This is a genomic window from Achromobacter marplatensis (assembly GCF_002209535.1).
Taxonomy (GTDB): Bacteria; Pseudomonadota; Gammaproteobacteria; order Burkholderiales; family Burkholderiaceae_B; genus Achromobacter; species Achromobacter marplatensis.
This window is the reverse complement of sequence record NZ_NJIG01000006.1, coordinates 344363-360753: the sequence shown is the minus strand read 5'-3', so window position 1 is coordinate 360753 and position 16391 is coordinate 344363. Positions and strand designations below refer to the sequence as shown.

14 protein-coding genes are annotated in these 16391 nt (G+C 65.1%); 10 read left to right on the top strand and 4 right to left on the bottom strand.

All coding sequences use genetic code 11. The features are described from left to right. Window positions 1-189: 189 nt before the first annotated feature. From CEY09_RS16885 to cyoD, 6 genes are all read left to right on the top strand, one after another. Window positions 190-1392: a HAMP domain-containing histidine kinase gene (locus CEY09_RS16885; RefSeq protein ID WP_088589524.1), complete on the top strand. Its 1203-nt coding sequence runs from the start codon at window positions 190-192 to the stop codon at window positions 1390-1392. A gap of 5 nt (window positions 1393-1397) precedes the next feature. Then, a complete protein-coding gene (locus CEY09_RS16880) occupies window positions 1398-1949 on the top strand; it encodes a response regulator transcription factor (protein WP_006221322.1) in 552 nt (183 codons plus the stop codon). A gap of 258 nt (window positions 1950-2207) precedes the next feature. Next, window positions 2208-3116 (top strand): ubiquinol oxidase subunit II, encoded by a 909-nt coding sequence (cyoA, locus tag CEY09_RS16875; protein ID WP_088589523.1) that lies wholly within the window; start codon window positions 2208-2210, stop codon window positions 3114-3116. 2 nt (window positions 3117-3118) lie between these two features. After that, window positions 3119-5095, top strand: a complete 1977-nt coding sequence (cyoB, locus tag CEY09_RS16870; RefSeq protein WP_088589522.1) for a cytochrome o ubiquinol oxidase subunit I — start codon at window positions 3119-3121, stop codon at window positions 5093-5095. A gap of 3 nt (window positions 5096-5098) precedes the next feature. Next, a complete protein-coding gene (gene cyoC, locus CEY09_RS16865; protein WP_006222595.1) occupies window positions 5099-5713 on the top strand; it encodes a cytochrome o ubiquinol oxidase subunit III in 615 nt (204 codons plus the stop codon). After that, a complete protein-coding gene (gene cyoD, locus CEY09_RS16860; RefSeq protein ID WP_006222594.1) occupies window positions 5713-6063 on the top strand; it encodes a cytochrome o ubiquinol oxidase subunit IV in 351 nt (116 codons plus the stop codon). Before cyoC ends, cyoD begins: the two co-directional genes overlap by 1 nt. Before the next feature lie 71 nt (window positions 6064-6134). Here the strand turns inward: cyoD and CEY09_RS16855 are convergent, their stop codons facing one another. Then, a complete protein-coding gene (locus CEY09_RS16855; RefSeq protein WP_088589521.1) occupies window positions 6135-8615 on the bottom strand; it encodes an ankyrin repeat domain-containing protein in 2481 nt (826 codons plus the stop codon). A gap of 211 nt (window positions 8616-8826) precedes the next feature. Here CEY09_RS16855 and CEY09_RS16850 point away from each other — a divergent pair, with 211 nt between their 5' ends. Then, window positions 8827-9456 carry a nitrogen fixation protein NifQ gene (locus tag CEY09_RS16850; RefSeq protein WP_088589520.1) on the top strand — a complete coding sequence of 210 codons (630 nt, stop codon included), beginning with the start codon at window positions 8827-8829 and terminating at the stop codon, window positions 9454-9456. A 13-nt stretch (window positions 9457-9469) separates the two neighbouring features. Here the strand turns inward: CEY09_RS16850 and CEY09_RS16845 are convergent, their stop codons facing one another. Continuing rightward, window positions 9470-11623 carry a TonB-dependent receptor gene (locus CEY09_RS16845; protein ID WP_088589519.1) on the bottom strand — a complete coding sequence of 718 codons (2154 nt, stop codon included), beginning with the start codon at window positions 11621-11623 and terminating at the stop codon, window positions 9470-9472. Between the two features lie 75 nt (window positions 11624-11698). Between CEY09_RS16845 and CEY09_RS16840 the strand changes: the two genes are divergently transcribed. Then, window positions 11699-11914 (top strand): SlyX family protein, encoded by a 216-nt coding sequence (locus CEY09_RS16840; RefSeq protein WP_006222589.1) that lies wholly within the window; start codon window positions 11699-11701, stop codon window positions 11912-11914. A 10-nt stretch (window positions 11915-11924) separates the two neighbouring features. On the opposite strand, the gene CEY09_RS16835 is transcribed toward CEY09_RS16840, so the two are convergent. Then, window positions 11925-12743, bottom strand: coding sequence for a class I SAM-dependent methyltransferase (locus CEY09_RS16835; RefSeq protein ID WP_088589518.1), 819 nt, complete (start codon window positions 12741-12743; stop codon window positions 11925-11927). Window positions 12744-12965: 222 nt separating this feature from the next. Here CEY09_RS16835 and CEY09_RS16830 point away from each other — a divergent pair, with 222 nt between their 5' ends. Together CEY09_RS16830 and CEY09_RS16825 are read left to right on the top strand one after the other, a co-directional pair. After that, window positions 12966-13322 (top strand): DUF4148 domain-containing protein, encoded by a 357-nt coding sequence (locus CEY09_RS16830; protein WP_088589517.1) that lies wholly within the window; start codon window positions 12966-12968, stop codon window positions 13320-13322. 189 nt (window positions 13323-13511) lie between these two features. Beyond that, a complete protein-coding gene (locus CEY09_RS16825) occupies window positions 13512-13892 on the top strand; it encodes a hypothetical protein (RefSeq protein WP_088589516.1) in 381 nt (126 codons plus the stop codon). Between the two features lie 146 nt (window positions 13893-14038). On the opposite strand, the gene CEY09_RS16820 is transcribed toward CEY09_RS16825, so the two are convergent. After that, window positions 14039-16339 carry an NADP-dependent malic enzyme gene (locus CEY09_RS16820; RefSeq protein ID WP_088589515.1) on the bottom strand — a complete coding sequence of 767 codons (2301 nt, stop codon included), beginning with the start codon at window positions 16337-16339 and terminating at the stop codon, window positions 14039-14041. Window positions 16340-16391 lie beyond the last annotated feature (52 nt).

Here is a 16391-nt window from a genome sequence, read left to right as displayed (position 1 = left end):
GGACGCACCATCTGACGCCCCCGTCAGCGTGTCAGGCTGAATCGCCATACAATGCCAGCACATCCGCCGTCGTCGCCGTAATCAGGCCCGACGGCAGCCGGCCGCTTGCGCCGCGCGCCGGATGCCTGCGTTCCGCGCCGCCGGGCGCTTGACCCGCCGGCGGGCCCGCCGGCACCTCTGTGTCTGGATATGCCCGGTAGTTCCGCCTTTTCATTCCTGCGTACCTTATGCAGCCTGCGCTGGCTCGCCATCGCGGGCCAAGCCGCCACCATCCTGCTGGCCAGCAGCGTGCTGGGCCTTGCCCTGCCGCTTGAGCCCTTGTGGATCGGCGTGGGCGTGCTGATCGGATTCAACGCCTACGCCAGCCTGCGCCTGCGCCGCCCCCGAGACCTGTCCCACGCCACCGCCTTCGGCCACCTGTTCGTCGACATGGCGGTGTTGTCGTGGATGGTGGGCTGGAGCGGCGGCATCAGCAATCCGTTCGGCACGATGTTCCTGATCCTGACCGCACTGGCGGCCCTGGCGCTGCCGCGCAACTGGGCGCTGGCGGCGGCGGTGGCGGGCATTTCCGGCTATGCGGCGGCGGCCATCTTCGGCCAGCCCCTGCGCGGCGACGTCGACACCCATTCCCTGCTGCTCTGGGGCCTGGGCGTGAACTTCCTGATTTCCGTAGTGGTCGTGCTGGTGTTTTCCACCCGGCTGGCGTCGGACCTGCGCGACCGCGAGCGCGAACTGGCCCGGCTGCGCGAACGCTTCACCCGCAACGAGGGCATCGTCGCCCTGGCCACGCACGCGGCGGCCATGGCGCATGAACTGAACACGCCGCTTGCCACCATGACGCTCCTGGCCGACGAGATCGCCGCCGAGGTCAAGGACGACGACCTGCGCGACGACGTGGCCACCTTGAGCCAATTGCTGGCCCTGTGCCGGGAACGCATCCGCAATCTGGCGGTCCCAACCGCAGTGGACCTGGTGCGTGTGGTGGGGCAATGGCGCCTGATCCGGCCAACGATCGACCTGCAACGCTCGGGCGTCCTGCCGACCAGCCTGCGGGTGGACCCGGCGATCGCGCACCTGCTGCAAGCGCTCTTGAACAACGCGGCGGACGCCGGCGAGGCCGCCGAGGCCCCCCGCGTGGACCTGCATCTGGAATATGGCTATGGCGCCCTGCGCGGCGAAGTGCGGGACTACGGGCGCGGTTTCGACCCCGACCAGACCCTGCTGCCCGCGACCAGCCTGTTCAACAGCGGCAAGCCGGGAGGGTTGGGCGTTGGCCTGGCGCTCTCGCACGCCACCGTGGAACAGCTGGGCGGTGAAATGACCATGACCGCCGCCTCAGGGGGAGGCACCCGCATCCGCTTTTACCTGCCCCTGGGCAACCCCGGAACCTGACAGTGATGAATCCTACCGACCTTGGCCTGTTGATCGACGACGACGAACTGTATGTGCGCACTTTGCAGCGCAGCCTGTCGCGCCGTGGCCTGGAAACCCGCACCGCCACCGGCATCGCGGAAGCGCTGCGCGTGGCCGAGGAGATCCGGCCGGCCTTCGCCCTGGTGGACCTGCGCCTGGGCGAGGACTCCGGCCTGACGCTCATCCGCCCGCTTCGCGCCCTGCGTGCGGACATGCGGATCCTGCTGGTCACGGGCTACGCCAGCGTGGCGACTGCGGTGGAAGCCATCAAGCGCGGCGCGGACGACTACCTGCCCAAGCCGGCCACCGCGCCGATGATCCTGCGCACGCTGGGCCTGGTAAAGCCAGAATCCGTTACGATCGAAACGACCATGACGCCGTTGCACCGCCTAGAATGGGAGCACATCCATCAGGCCCTGCACGAGACTGGCGGCAACGTTTCGGCGGCGGCGCGCCTGTTGGGCATGCACCGCCGTTCCCTGCAGCGCAAGCTGGCAAAAAAACCGGGGCCGGAACGCGAGGTACTCGTCGACTGACTTGTGCAGTTGCGACACATCTTTACAACACCCTCATGTGCACCTGCGACATATCGTCGCACCCCCGTTCTGCTCCCTAGGGCATCTGCTCCCTAGGAAAACCCTGAATGTGCCCCGCTGGGGGCAGAATCCTCCCAGGCAATGCGACCATGTGTCGCAGGCTTGACCGATATCAAGCCGATAGGATGGACGTTGCTGCTTGGCAGCATTCCAGTCTGCTGCCCTGCAGCATTTCCAACCATCCATCCAAGGCTGTACGTGAAACACCCCCTCCTTGCGACCCTAACGCGCATTTTTGGCGTCGGCGCGGTCATGCTGCTTGGCGGCTGCAACATGGAAATCCTCTCCCCCAAGGGAGACATTGGCGCTCAGGAAAAGACTTTGCTGTTCACGGCGACGGGGCTGATGCTCATCGTTGTGATTCCAGTACTGTTCATGATCGTGTCGTTTGCGTGGAAATACCGCGCGTCCAATACCAAAGCCGACTACCAGCCCAAGTGGGCCCACTCCACGGCGATCGAAGTCGTGGTCTGGACCGTTCCTTGTATCATCGTGGCGATTCTTGCCGTGATCACCTGGCGCTCCACGCACGCGCTGGATCCCTACAAGCCGCTTGTTTCCGAACACAAGCCCGTCACCATCGAGGTGGTGTCGCTGGATTGGAAATGGCTGTTCATCTACCCCGAGTACGACATCGCCACGGTGAACGAAATTGCGTTCCCCGTGGACGTCCCGGTCAACTTCCGGATCACGTCGGCTTCGGTCATGAATTCGTTCTTCATCCCCCAGCTGGGTAGCCAGATCTACTCGATGGCCGGCATGGAAACGAAGTTGCACCTGAATGCGACGGAAGCTGGCACCTATGCCGGCATCTCGGCCAACTACAGCGGCGCCGGTTTCTCCGGCATGCGCTTCAAGGCCATCGCGACGTCGCAGGAAGGGTTCGACAACTGGGTCAAGGAAGCCAAGGCTTCGCCCACGGCGCTGACCCCCGAGGTGTATGCCGAACTGACCAAGCGCAGCGAGCGCAACCCGGTCGTCAAGTACTCCTCGGCGCCTCCCGCCATGTTTGATTTCGTCTTGGGCAGCACCATGTCCAAGATGGCCGGCGTGGACTCCGCCACGTGCACCTCCACGTCGAACAATCTGATCGCAGGAATTAACTAACAATGCTCGGGAAACTCACCCTCGAGGCCATTCCGTACCATGAACCTATCGTCATGGTTACGCTGGCCGCCGTGTGCCTGGGAGGCCTAGCGGTCTTCGGCGCCATCACCTACTTCGGCAAGTGGAAGTACCTGTGGACGGAATGGCTGACCTCCGTCGACCACAAGCGCATCGGCGTGATGTACATCATCGTCGCGCTGATCATGCTGCTGCGCGGCTTTGCCGACGCCATCATGATGCGTACCCAGTTGGCGGTCGCGTCCGCCGACTCCGCGGGCTTCCTGCCTCCCCATCACTACGACCAGATCTTCACCGCCCACGGCGTCATCATGATTTTCTTCATGGCGATGCCCTTCATCACCGGGCTGATGAACATCGTGGTGCCGCTGCAGATCGGCGCCCGCGACGTGGCCTACCCGTTCCTGAACTCGCTGAGCTTCTGGCTGTTCGGCGCCGGCGTCGCGCTGATGATGATCTCGCTGTTCGTGGGCGAATTCGCCGCGACCGGCTGGCTCGCCTATCCGCCGCTGTCCGGGTTGGATTACAGCCCAAGCGTCGGGGTGGACTACTACATCTGGGCGCTCCAGATATCCGGGTTGGGCACAACGCTCAGCGGCATCAACTTCATCGTGACCATCCTGCGCATGCGCGCACCGGGCATGAGCCTGATGAAGATGCCGATTTTCACGTGGACCTCGCTGGTCACCAACGTGCTGATCGTCGCGGCCTTCCCCGTCCTGGCCGCAACGCTGGCGCTCCTGACCGCCGACCGCTACCTGGGCACGCACTTCTTCACGAACGACATGGGCGGCAACGTCATGATGTACGTGAACCTGATCTGGATCTGGGGCCACCCCGAGGTCTACATCCTGGTGCTGCCGGCGTTTGGCGTGTATTCGGAAGTGGTTGCCACCTTCGCCCGCAAGACGCTGTTCGGCTACAAGTCCATGGTCTACGCCACGGCCGCCATCGGCGTGCTGTCGTTCCTGGTCTGGCTGCACCACTTCTTCACGATGGGTGCGGGGGCCAACGTCAATGCCTTCTTCGGCATTGCGACAATGATCATCTCGATCCCGACCGGCGCCAAGATCTTCAACTGGCTGTTCACCATCTACCGCGGCCGCCTGCGCATCACGACGCCGGTGCTGTGGACGCTGGGCTTCATGATCGTCTTCGTCATCGGCGGCATGACCGGCGTGATGCTGGCCATCCCCGGCGTGTCGTTCGTGCTGCACAACAGCTTGTTCCTGATCGCCCACTTCCACAACACCATCATCGGTGGCGTGGTGTTCGGTTGTATCGCGGGCATGACCTACTGGTTCCCCAAGGCCTTCGGCTTCACGCTGAATGAGCGCCTGGGCCGCTACTCGTTCTACTGCTGGTTCGTCGGCTTCTTCATGGCCTTCATGCCCCTGTACATCCTGGGCTTCAAGGGCATGACGCGTCGCCTGAACCACTACGACAACCCCGAGTGGCAGCCGTACCTGCTGGTCGCGCTGGCTGGCGCCGCGCTGATCATGCTGGGCATCTGGTTCCTGCTGCAACAAGTGTTCGTGTCGGTCCGCCAGCGCAAGCAAAACCAGGACGTCACCGGCGATCCCTGGGATGGCCGCACCCTGGAATGGGCGATCTCGTCGCCGGCTCCTTTCTACAACTTCGCCCACGTTCCTCACGTTGAAGAGCTGGACCAGTTCTGGGAAGACAAGCAAAGCGGCAAGGCCTACAAGCGCCCGGCCAAGTACGAAGACATCCACATGCCGAAGAACACCGGCGCCGGTGTGTACATCGGCCTGTTCGGCCTGGTGATGTGCTTTGCGCTGATCTGGCACATCTGGTGGCTCGCCATCGCCGGTTTCGTCGGCATGATCGGTTCGTTCATCGCCCGCGCCTACGACCGCGACGTCGATTACTGGGTCCCGGCCGCGGAAGTCGAACGCATCGAAAACGCCCACTTTGAAAAAATGCAGAAGGCCGCCTGAGCCATGATTCAAGCCGTAGCCACTCACCCCCACGCGGGTCACGACGATCACGCGCATCATGACGATGGATCCAAGACCGTTTTCGGTTTCTGGGTCTATCTGATGAGCGACTTGCTGATCTTTTCGGTGCTGTTCGCCACGTTCGCGGTGTTGTCCAACGCCACCGCGGGCGGCCCCACGGGCAAGGAACTGTTCGACCTGAAGTTCGTCCTGGTCGAAACGCTGTTGCTGCTGTTCTCGAGCTTCACCTTCGGGATGGCCAACCTGAACGTGCACGCCAACAACAAGTCCCGCGCCATGGGCTGGTTGATGGTGACGTTCCTGTTCGGCGCAGGCTTCATCGCGATGGAAGTCTGGGAATTCCATCACCTGATCACGGAAGGCGCCGGCCCCGGCCGCAGCGCTTACCTGTCCGCGTTCTTCACGCTGATCGGTACGCACGGCCTGCACGTCACCTTCGGCCTGATCTGGATCATCGTCCTCTTGGACATGATCCGCCGCCATGGCCTGGACTCGATCAACAAGCGTCGCCTGGCGTGCCTGAGCCTGTTCTGGCACTTCCTGGACATCGTCTGGATCTGCGTCTTCACCTTCGTCTATCTTATGGGAGCCATCTGATGTCGCACTCCGCTGCGGCCGCACACGGCCACGACGATCACGCCGCCGACCACGGCAGCCTGAAGTCCTACATCATCGGTTTCGTGCTCTCGCTGCTGCTCACCTTCGGCTCGTTCGGCCTGGTGATGCACGGCGCGCTGTCCCACACCGTCACCATCATCGGCGTGGTGGCCCTGTGCGTGCTCCAGTTGCTGGTGCAACTGGTGTACTTCCTGCACATGGGCGCGTCGAAGTCGGCCCGCGACAACCTGGCCGCGTTCGTCTTCACCGTGCTGATCATCGCCATCATCGTCGGCGGTTCGGCATGGGTGCTGTACAACATGAACGTCAACATGGGTCACGCCATGTAATGACGGCTTGCCGTTGAAGCAAAAAAACAGGCGCCTTCGGGCGCCTGTTTTGCATTGCGGGGCCTGCAGGCCTACTTCGGCGCGGTCACCGTCAAGGCCACGCCCACCTGCCTGATCAAATCGTTGGCCGACACGCCGACGTGCGGCTGCACGCGCGAGACCTGGTTCAGATCGCAACTGGCGGCCCCGGCCGCGCCGTCCAGCACCTGTTTCACGGCACGCGCGCCCGTCGGGCTGAGCGGCCCGCCGTCGTCCAGCTGCCACGCCAGCACATCGGCCACCGCCATGCCGCAACGCCACGGCGTGCGGTACAGCCCGGCGTCATGCTCCAGCAGCATCTTCGCTTTGGCTTCCTTGCCCAGGCGCAGCATGATCACCAGCGGCAAGGCGTCGGCATCGGCCACCCCGTCGATGCGCACGCTCTTGTCGGTCCGGTCCGAGGCGTCGGCGCCCTTCTCCAGCCACTCCCGATACAGGTCATCGGGCAGCCACGGCAAACTGAGCGGCGCGATGTTGTTGTTGGTGACGCCCGTGGCGTCGTCCGCGCGCGTCAACGGCACGCCGGCCGCGAGCAGGCGGTCGGCGGTGGCGCGCAGCTTGGCGCGCTGGCCGTCCCATTCAGGGCCGTTCTGCTTGATGGTCGCGCGGATCTCCACCTGGTTCCACACGCTGAGCAAGCTGGACAGCGATTCCGGCGTCAGCGGCAAACGCGGCTGGCCAGCGGCTTGCGCCAACTGATCCACCAGCGCAGGCTGGAGGGTGCGCGCCGCCAGGCTGAAGGCTTCGTTCAGGCCGTTGCGTTCGGGCGTCTTGCTGGCGCTGTAGCCGCCCACCGCCGCGTCCGCCCCGTGCGCCAGGGCGAAGGTCACCCGCTCCGAGACCGGAAACACCGCCGTCGGCGTCAACTCGCCGCTATTCGATTCGCGCAGCGCTTCCAGCAAAGGCGTTTCCCACATGCCGCGGTTACCGTAATACATCCGGACATAGGCCGCGTTGATGTCCGCGCCCTTGGCCAGCAGTTGCTCGGCGAACCAGAACCGGCTGGGCGAGCCCATGGCGGCGTGTAGCGCGGACCGGCCGTTCTTTTCACGCGCGTTCGGGTTGGCGCCCTTGGCCAGCAGGTAGGTCAGGCTGTCCTTATCTTCGCTGTAGTACGAAATGCGCCGCACCAGCAACGGCGTGCCGTTGTAGTCGCCGGCATCCAGCGGCGCACCCGCCGCGATCAAGGCGTCGGCCAGGGCGTAGCGCTCCGCCGCCGGTCGCGTGTCCTTGGCGTCGGGCAAGGCGCTGGCCAGCAGCACGAAGCCGTTGTTGGGGCCGTCGGCGCGGGCACCGGCTGCCAGCAGGACCCGTACCGTTTCCAGCTGCTTGCCGGACACCGCCACGGCCAGCGCCGACGTGCCGTTCTCGTTCACGCCGTTCGGGTCTTGCCCGCGCGCCAACTCGGCGCGCACCGCGTCCACGTCATCCGCCCGGATCGCCTTGAAGATGGCCAGCCGAGGCCGGCAGACCGCCGGATCCAGCGTCTTTTCATTCAAGGCGGCGCTGATGCGGCTGGCGATATTGCCGGGGATCGGCTCCTTGGCCGCCAGGCGCTGGGCGCAATACAGGCGGTAGTCCTCGCGCGCCAGCGTCTCGAAGTAGCTGCGCCTGTCGCCGGCCTTCGCGCTCTGCGCCCAGCGTGCGTCCGCACGGTTCAGGTACGCCGCCGTGCGCGCCGGGTCGCGCCGCAGCACGTCGCTCAAGACGCGGTCGGCCTGCACGGCGTCGCCCGATTCGGCCAGCCAGAAGCCGTAGTCGTTCAGCGCCGTCAATATCTCGGGATCCTTGCCGCCCGGATCGATCTCTCGAAAGTCCCGCTCCATCACGAAGCGGCGCAGGTCCGCCAGCGCGCGGGCGAACTCCGCGGTCTTGGCGCGCGGGATGCTGCGCGCGACCTGATGCAGCGTGCGGAACGTGGCCGTCACATCCACCGGCGCCTGATGCTCGAAACGCACCGTGGCAGGGAACGCCCTCAGGCGGCCGGGGTAGCTCGTGAGCACTTGCCGCAGCGTGGCCAGGGCCTGTGCCTTGCGGGCCTCGTCCCACGGCTGGTTGGCGGTCACGACGGCCAGGTAGGCGTCCGCGCGAACCGTCGCCGCGTTGCCCGCCGCATCCACCAGGAATCCATCGGACCGCGTGTCATCGGCATCGTTGTAGGTGTAGCCCACCCAATAAAGGGTCTCGTCGTTGCGCGGCGCCCTGACCGCCACGTTCTCTTCGCGCGACGCCTTCCACGCCGCAGGGTCGATTGCCAGGGGCTGGGAACGGAAGTCCAGGTGGAACTCCTGGCCCGTTCCCCGCACGTACCGGTACAGGTACAGGCGGTTCTCCATCTGGCCGACCAGCACCGCATCGCGGACGTTCTCGGTGCCCCAGACGCGCCGCTCGGGCTCGCGCAGCGGGTAGCGCGACAGGCGGATAGATTCGATGGTGGCGCCGATATCGGATGCCACGGCCGGCTGCGGCAGCGCCGCCAGGCCTGCCAACGCCAACAGGAGGGCACCGGACATACGGGAGACTGCGGGACGGAAGCTGCGCGGCATGCGAAGGACAAAACCAGGAAATCAGGGACACCGATCATACCCCCGGGCCACGCCCGTCTCGCGGGTAAGTCCCGAGTCGCATTTGCCCCACATCACGGAATCGCGGGGATCTTTCGTTATATATTCCGCAACATAACGATTTCATTAACAGTTGAACGAATTTAGCGATCGCCCCCCTATGGACGCCGTGCTGACCCCCACCCCCACCCTGGCCGACGTTCCCCCGTCTGCCCAGCGGTTTGCCCGCGCCCTGTTGCATCACGCGCCGCCCGGCCATCCCGACGCCGGCTTTTTCGCCACCGTGATCGGCACCAGCCTGGCGCACCAGGACCTGGCACGCAGCGGCCTGTGCCCCGACGAACTGCAGCAGATGCTTGATCATTTGTTTCCGGGCGCCCTGGCATCGGATGACGCGCGGCTGGCCATCTTGCGCGAACAGGCCGACGTTTACGCGCTGCAAGGCCGGGGCGATCCGCAACCCGGCTTCACCCTGCTGCTGCGCGTGCTGCTGGACGCCTACCGCGCGCCCGAACACGAGACCACGCCCTGGGTCACCGGCGTGCTGGTGCACGCCTGCCTGCGGCCCGACCACCTGTGGCGCGACCTGGGCCTGTCCGGCCGCGAAGACGTGACCTTCCTGCTGGCGCGCCACTACCCGGGCCTGGTGATACGCAACGTGCGCAATCTGCGCTGGAAGAAATTCCTGGCGTATTCGGCCTGTGAACACGCCGGGCTGCCGCCTTCCGCCGCGCCCGGCTGCCCGGCTTGCGAAGACTACGGCGTCTGCTATCCGGAGGCGCCCGACTGACAGCCGCCCCCCGCTAGAACCGGTACGCCACGCCCGCGCCCACGCCCAGGCTGCGTCCAGCGGCGGGCTCGTAATAGCGGCCATTGCTTTCGTTGACGATCACCGAACCTGCATAGCGCCTGTCGAACAGATTGTCCACGCGCGCGTAGGCATTCAATTCCCACGCGCCCAGGCGCTTCACATAGCCGGCGCTCACCGCCGCCACGAAGTAGCCGGGCGCGTCCTGATCGTTCGCGTCGTTCACGTAGATCTTGCTCAGGTAGCGCCCTTCCACCGACGCCTGCCAGCCTTCGGGCGGCGCCCAGGCCAGCGACGCGTACACCGCCTGGCGCGCGATGCCGGGAATCTTGTTGCCGGCGCGGATGTCGCCGGAACTGTCGTCCGCGTATCGCGCATTCAGCCACGTATAGGCGAACTGCGTGCGCCAATGGCGCGCAACCTCGCCCGACCAGCCCAGCTCCACCCCGTCGCGTCGCGTGCGGCCCGCGTTCTGGTAACTGGTGCGCCCGCCTGAACTGCCGGCCGACACGATCTCGTTGTCGGTGCCGGTGTGGAAGACGGCGGCCGTCGCCAGCCCCCCGGCCATGCGCGCCTTCACGCCGGCTTCCAGATTGGTGCTGAGCGACGGCGCCAAGCCAAAATTCAACCCTGGCTGGCCGCCCGGCCGATACGAGATTTCGTTTAGCGTGGGGGTCTCGAACCCGCGTCCATAGGAGGCATACACGCTGACATCCGGGCTGACCGCGTAGCGCAGCGCGGCCACTGGCAGCGCCTTGCGATAGCGTGCGTCGCCGCTGTCGTCGCCATTGCCTGCCGTGACGTAGTGGTCGTTGGAGTCGAAGGCGACCGTGCTGTAGCGCAGGCCGGCATCCACCGTCCAACGCTCAGACACCTTCCACGATGCCTGCACGTAGGGGTCGGCGTTGTACACGGTGTTGGTCTCGTCGCGCCGCAGCGCGCCCTGCACCCCCAACTGCTGATCGGCGCCCGTACCAATGAAATTCTGATAACCCTTGCGCTCTTCGCGCATCGAATCGTAGGAAAAACCGCCGATCAGCGTAAGCGGCCGGCCAGCCAGGTCCAGCTCGGAGGTCCAGCGCAGATCCGCGCCGCCATACCGGCGCGCCAGGTCGATGACCCCGCCCGCCTGCGTGGACGCCATTTGTGCCGCCGGCGGGATCGACTGGTACTGGGTCGTGTCGCGCTGGCCGTAGTAGGCCATCACGCGCCACGTGTTGCGGCTGTCCACGTGCCGCTCGTACACGACGCCGCCCTGCGTCTGCCGCACGGTCTTGCGCGTGTCGTACTGCTCGGCCAAAGGCGCCGCGCGCGGGTCGTCCCGAAACTGCTGGTAGGTCAGGCCCAGGGGATCCTGCGCCTTCAGGTCCACGCTGTTGACCACGATGGTCAGGCGGCTGGCGTCATCCAGCTGCAGGCCCAGCTTGGCGTTGGCCAGGTTCTTGCGCGCCGCGCTGTGATCGCGGTAGCCGTCAGTGGTGAAGCGGCTGGCGTCCAGCACATAGTCCAGCCCGTCCGGCTCGCCGCCGCTGGCCTTTACGCCGTAGCGCCACGTGCCGTCGCTGCCGCCCCAACCGCTTGCGGACAGGGTGGGCGGCGGCGTGCCGTCTTCCGTGTAGACCTGGATCACGCCGCCCGAGGAATTGCCATACAGCGCGGAAAACGGCCCTCGCAGCACCTCGACGCGGTCGATCGAACCGATGTCGATGTTGGACGTCTGCCCCTGCCCATCCGGCATGGTGGCCGGAATGCCGTCCACGTAGAGCCGCACGCCGCGCACGCCGAAGGTGGATCGCGCCCCAAACCCGCGGCTGGATATCTGCAGGTCCTGCGCATAGTTCTGGCGGTTCTGGATCTGCAGGCCCGGCACGCCCGCCAGCCCTTCGGACAGGTTGATCCCGGGCTGCCCGCGGCGCATGGCCGCGCCATCGACCACGTCCACCGACGCGGGCGTGTCCAGCACGGCGGAGCCCAGGCGCGTCCCCGTGACGACCACGGGGGCCAGCGTGGGGCCGGTTTCCTGCGCCCACGCGACGTTGGCCAGCCCTTGCGCCAACCCCGCCGCCAGCGAACCGCGCGCGGCCCAGCGCAGGCTCCAGTGCGCCCCAAGATGCGCCGCCACGCCGCGCCGTCTGACCTGCTTCGTCAAATTCGTCTCCCGTAGAGCCATGGACCCGCAATTGCCATTGGAAACGCAAAGCGGGAATAGGTTCTAATAGCCGCTATGGAACCATCGCAAGACATCGAACGCCGCCTGCTCGAACTGGAGGTCAAGTCCAGCTTCGCGGACGACCTGCTGGAGCAACTGAACCAGATCATCGTCCGGCAGCAACAGCAGATAGACCGGCTGCTGCGTGAAGTGGCGGACCTGCGCCAGCAGGCCCCCGAAGGCGCCGCGCCCTTCCGCAGCCTGCGCGACGAACTGCCGCCGCACTACTGACGCCGCACCCCTAGTACCGGTAGCGCAGCAACCTGCCCAGGCGCCGCAACGGCGCAATCCGCCGCATCAGCCAGATGGCCGCCCGGGCGGGCCAGGAATACCGGGCCCACTGCGTCGCGTCGCTTTCCTCATACAGCCATTGCTCGCTGCGCAACCGCAGCCCGGGCACCTGAGCCTCAAGGTCCAGCGGATCGCCCAGGCTCCAGCACATCACCGCGCCGGTCGCCCGGAACATGCGATTGCGCGACGCCAGCGCCAGCCCCATCCGGCTATAGGCATCGAAGGCGATCTCACCCGAGGGAAACTGCGTGGCAACAGTGCGCAGTAACTGCAGCACTTCGTCCTCGGGCATGTACAGGAATAACCCTTCCGCCACCACCAAGGCCGGCCTGTCGGTAGGAATCCGCGACAGCCACCCCAGATCCGACATCGGTGAACCCAGCATCTGATAGCCCGGTCGCGCCGGATACAGCGCGCGCCGCAGGTCGATGACCTCGGGGAAATCCACGTCAAACCAGTTGACGTCCGGCGCCGGGTCCACCCGGAACACCCGGCTGTCCAGGCCGCAGCCCAGATGCAACACGGTAGCGCCGCGGTGCGCGGCCAGGAATTCGCGCACCCACGCGTCCAGCGTGTAGGCCCGCATCGCCAATCCGATCATCTCGTCGCGGCGCATGCCCAGGGCCGCGAAATCGTGGTCGATGCGTGCCACGGCACAGGCGGCGTAGTGGTCCTGCAGCAAAGATCCGGGCAAGCGGCTTTCTTCTGCCTTGGCGTACAGCGTGATCAGCAGCGTGGCTTTTTCACGCGTTAGATGGACCTTTTCCATGCGGGCTCCCAAGGGGCCGATTCTTGCGCTATCGATTCCATAATTGGTGACTATCTAATAAATCGAACATCTTCATCCCATTTATGGAAATATCTTTTACCGATATACGGGTTTATCCCTATCTCTAATCGGCGCAGAATTCAGTCATCGGGAAACAGCAACGAACCACGACGGATAGGCCGCCTGATTCGCCCCCTAGGCTCTTGAAATCGGAGATTTACCATGAAGAAGACCCTCGCTACCGCTTTGATGTTGTCCTTGGCCGCCCTGAGCGCTGGCGCCTACGCATCGCAAAACATCGAACCCAACAACGTGCCGTTCCAAGGCGTTTACGGCACTCCGTATGAAGGCCCGACCCGCGCCCAGGTGCAAGCCGAACTGGCTGCCGCCAAGGCTGCCGGCCTGGTGACCAACGTCGAACCGAACAACGTGCCGTTCCAAGGCGTCTACGGCGCCCCCCAGTCGGGCAAGACCCGCGCTGACGTGCAAGCCGAACTGGCCGCCGCCAAGGCCGCCGGCCTGGTGAGCAACGTCGAGCCCAACGACATGCCCTTCGCGGGCGTCTACCACGGCAACTGATCTGCCCGGCAACGCTTGACTCCCTCCCCTTGTTGTACCTTGGCCGCCTGCAATCAGGCGGCTTTTTTTGGCGCAGGTCGCCTCAGGTCAACGAACACGCAGGCGGGTGGATTGAAAAAGGAACGGGTTCGCGTACTATCGGCTCAGGTACAAGCACGATAATCTGATCCATCAGACAGGGAGCCCATCTTGAAATCCACCCGCCTTCTCGCCGCATTGCTCGTCGCAGCCGGCATGACGACTGCGGCGGTCGCCGCGCCGCCGGTAATGCTGAACAACTCGCTCATCACGCAGATTCCGAAGGGCGACCTGACGTCGTTCCACGAGGCGATCGCGCAAGCGCTGAACAGCTCGACCGATGGCCAGCGCACCGAATGGACCAGCAAGGCGCAGCCCAAAAGGGCCGCGCCGATCACCGTGCAACTGACGCCCACGCAAACCAGCAAGGTCAAGGACGACCGCGTCTGCCGCTTCCTGGTCGCCGACTTCGCACGCACCAGCACCACCGAGAAATGGCAGTTCTGGTTCTGCAAGCAGCCCGACGGCACCTGGAAGGCCAGCAGCAACTGAGCTGCTCGCGAGCTAGCCAGCCACCCAGCCAAAAATAATGCCCCTTACGGGGCATCTTTTTTGCCTTGGCACTGCCCAAGGCAAAAAGCGCCCCCTCGGGGGCAGCAAGCACGCGAAACGTGCGCGGCGTGGAGGCCCCTACCCTTTCAGGCCGAGGTTTCCACCCGGTTGGCGTCCAGCACGGTCATGGCCGTCATATTGATGATGCGGCGCACGGTCGAGCTGGAGGTCAGAATGTGCACCGGTGCATTCGCGCCCAGCAGGAACGGACCCACCGCCACGTTACCGCCGGCTGCGGTTTTGAGCAGGTTGTAGGCGATGTTGCCAGCGTCCACGTTCGGGCACACCAGCAGGTTCGCTTCGCCCTTCAAGGTGGACGACGGCAGGATGCGCATGCGCAACGCTTCGTCCAGCGCGCAGTCGCCGTGCATTTCGCCATCGACCTCAAGCTCGGGTGCCTGTTCGCGCACGATTTCCAGGGCGCGGCGCATCTTGGCGCCCGAAGCCGAACTGCCCGACCCAAAGTTCGACCGCGACAGCAGCGCCACCTTCGGCGCCAGGTTCATGCGAGCCATTTCCTGCGCCGCCATCACCGTGAATTCGGCGATCTGCTCTGCCGTGGGCTCGTCGTTCACATGCGTGTCCACCAGCACCACCGTGCGCTCGTTGAGCAGCAGGATGTTCATGGCGGCGTACACGTTGTGGCCCGGACGGCGGCCGATCACCTCGTCCACGAAACGCAGGTGGTCGTGATAGGCGCCGACCGTGCCGCAGACCATGCCGTCGGCGTCTCCCAGGTGCACCATCATCGCGCCGATCAAGGTCAGGCGGCGGCGCATTTCCACGCGCGCCATCTCCTTGGTGATGCCACGGCGGCACATCAATTCCCAGTACGTGGTCCAGTACTGGTGGAAGCGTTCGTCGTATTCCGGGTTGGTCACTTCGACGTCTTCGCCCAGGCGCAGGCGCAGGCCGAATTTCTCGATGCGCGACAGCAACACGGCGGGACGGCCCACCAGGATGGGACGCGCCAGGCCTTCGTCGACGATCACTTGCACGGCGCGCAGCACGCGTTCGTCTTCGCCTTCCGTGAACACGATGCGCGACTTGCCGCCGCCACGCACGATGCGCTTGGCCGCCGAGAACAGCGGCTTCATGAACGCGCCCGAGTGATACACGAACTGCTGCAGCTGCTCTTCGTAGGCTTCCAGGTCAGCCAGCGGGCGCGTGGCCACGCCGCCGTCCATCGCCGCCTTGGCCACAGCCGGCGCGATGCGCACGATCAGACGCGGATCGAACGGCTTGGGGATCAGGTATTCAGGCCCGAACGAGATGTCGTAGGTGCCGTAGGCGGCGGCCACGATTTCGTTTTGCTCTTCTTCGGCCAATTCGGCGATGGCGTACACCGCCGCCATTTCCATTTCACGCGTGATGGTGGTCGCGCCCACATCCAGCGCGCCGCGGAAGATGTACGGGAAGCACAGCACGTTGTTGACCTGGTTCGGGTAATCCGAACGGCCCGTAGCCATGACCACGTCGTCGCGCACGCCGTGCGCCACTTCCGGCAGGATTTCCGGCGTGGGATTGGCCAGCGCCAGGATCAGCGGGCGCGGGCCCATCGTCGCAACCATTTCGGGCTTGAGGACGCCACCCGCCGACAGGCCCAGGAACACGTCGGCATCCTGGATCACTTCGGCCAGCTTGCGGGCTTCCGTCTTTTGCGCGAAACGCTCCTTGTCCGGGTCCATCAGCACGGTGCGGCCTTCAAAGACCACGCCTTCCAGGTCCGTCACCCAGATGTTTTCCAGCGGCAGACCCAGGTCCACCATCAGGTCCAGGCAGGCCAGCGCGGCAGCGCCGGCGCCCGAGGTCACGACCTTGACCGACTTGATGTCCTTGCCCACGACCTTCAGGCCGTTGATGAAGGCGGCCGAAACCGTGATGGCCGTGCCGTGCTGGTCGTCATGGAAAACCGGGATCTTCATGCGTTCACGGAGCTTGCGCTCGACGGTGAAGCATTCCGGGGCCTTGATGTCTTCCAGGTTGATGCCGCCGAAGGTGGCTTCCAGGCCGGCGATGATCTCGACCAGCTTGTCCGGGTCGGTTTCGTTGATTTCGATGTCGAAGACATCCAGGCCGGCGAACTTCTTGAACAGCACCGCCTTACCTTCCATGACCGGCTTGGAAGCCAGCGCGCCGATGTTGCCCAGGCCCAGCACCGCGGTACCGTTGGAGATCACGCCGACCAGGTTGCCGCGGGCGGTGTAACGGTAGACATTGGCCGGGTCGGCCACGATCTCTTCACACGCCGCCGCCACGCCCGGCGAGTACGCCAGCGCCAGGTCGCGCTGGTTGACGAGCGGCTTGGACGCCACCACAGAAATCTTTCCCGGGGTGGGGAACTCGTGATAGTCCAGGGCTGCCTGGCGGTCGGAAGGGTTGTTCATGGGGCTGTAGCCTCGCTGTCTTGAATATGCAAAAATTCTAGGCCCCAAGACA

What these genes read in the sequence shown, in the direction of transcription:
- CEY09_RS16885 (WP_088589524.1), top strand. Translation starts at nt 190, where the DNA reads ATGCCCGGTAGTTCCGCCTTTTCATTCCTGCGTACCTTATGCAGCCTG.
- CEY09_RS16880 (WP_006221322.1), top strand. Translation starts at nt 1,398, where the DNA reads ATGAATCCTACCGACCTTGGCCTGTTGATCGACGACGACGAACTGTAT.
- cyoB (WP_088589522.1), top strand. Translation starts at nt 3,119, where the DNA reads ATGCTCGGGAAACTCACCCTCGAGGCCATTCCGTACCATGAACCTATC.
- cyoC (WP_006222595.1), top strand. Translation starts at nt 5,099, where the DNA reads ATGATTCAAGCCGTAGCCACTCACCCCCACGCGGGTCACGACGATCAC.
- cyoD (WP_006222594.1), top strand. Translation starts at nt 5,713, where the DNA reads ATGTCGCACTCCGCTGCGGCCGCACACGGCCACGACGATCACGCCGCC.
- CEY09_RS16855 (WP_088589521.1), bottom strand. Translation starts at nt 8,615, where the DNA reads ATGTCCGGTGCCCTCCTGTTGGCGTTGGCAGGCCTGGCGGCGCTGCCG.
- CEY09_RS16850 (WP_088589520.1), top strand. Translation starts at nt 8,827, where the DNA reads ATGGACGCCGTGCTGACCCCCACCCCCACCCTGGCCGACGTTCCCCCG.
- CEY09_RS16840 (WP_006222589.1), top strand. Translation starts at nt 11,699, where the DNA reads ATGGAACCATCGCAAGACATCGAACGCCGCCTGCTCGAACTGGAGGTC.
- CEY09_RS16835 (WP_088589518.1), bottom strand. Translation starts at nt 12,743, where the DNA reads ATGGAAAAGGTCCATCTAACGCGTGAAAAAGCCACGCTGCTGATCACG.
- CEY09_RS16830 (WP_088589517.1), top strand. Translation starts at nt 12,966, where the DNA reads ATGAAGAAGACCCTCGCTACCGCTTTGATGTTGTCCTTGGCCGCCCTG.
- CEY09_RS16820 (WP_088589515.1), bottom strand. Translation starts at nt 16,339, where the DNA reads ATGAACAACCCTTCCGACCGCCAGGCAGCCCTGGACTATCACGAGTTC.